The organism is Neisseria sp. P0021.S006, assembly GCF_051956895.1.
Genome location: NZ_JBQCWZ010000565.1, coordinates 1 through 857 on the forward strand (window position 1 = coordinate 1; position 857 = coordinate 857).

Annotated in this window: 1 protein-coding gene; it reads right to left on the bottom strand. The window is 51.6% G+C overall.

Going from position 1 to position 857, the window contains the following annotated elements; all coding sequences use genetic code 11:
• Window positions 1-857: histidine--tRNA ligase (hisS, locus tag ACTHUM_RS15720; RefSeq protein ID WP_440403381.1), on the bottom strand; the 857-nt coding region annotated here is incomplete at both ends.

Genomic DNA, 857 nt, shown 5'->3' on the forward strand with positions numbered 1-857 from the left:
GTTGTAAAGTGTCTGTCAAATCAGCGGCGGCAACGGTTTGTTGTTCGCGTTTGCCCTGCATATCTTTCAGGGTAACCGTACCGTTCACCAGCTCATCCTGAGCTACAATCAGGGCAAAGCGTGCGCCACTGTTGTCTGCTTTTTTCATTTGCGCCTTCAGGCTTTGATAGCCGGAATGCTGCATTACATTGAAACCTTGAGCGCGCAAGGCTTGCGCGTATTTCATCACCTGCAAGTCCGCACCTTCGCCTTGGTGCATTGCATAGACATCAGGCGCGGCGTTCACTTCCAGAGAGCCGTATTCGCTCACCAAAAGCAGCAGGCGCTCAATACCCATCGCAAAGCCGATAGACGGCGCAGGTTTACCGCCAAGCTCTTCAATCAAACCGTCGTAACGGCCACCACCGCACACAGTCGCCTGCGCGCCGAGTTTGTCGGTCGTCCACTCAAAAACCGTCTGATTATAATAATCCAAACCGCGGACCAAGCGCGGATTTTCAATATATTGAATACCCAAACCATCCAACATCGCCTTGAAGCGTGCATAGTGGTTTTGCGAAGCCTCGCCCAAGTAATCTACCAGACGCGGCGCCGCGTTGCAGATTTCCTGCAAATCAGGGTTTTTCGTATCCAAAACGCGTAAAGGATTGGTTTTCAGACGGCGTTTGCTGTCTTCGTCCAGTTGCGCTTCATAGCGGGTCAAATATTCAACCAATGCAGCACGGTGTGCCGCACGTTCCTCACGGTTGCCCAAGCTGTTGATTTCCAAAGTCAGGTATTCGCGAATACCCAATTTTTCCCATAAGTCGGCAGACATCGCGATGATTTCCGCATCAATATCCGGCCCTTCAAAACCC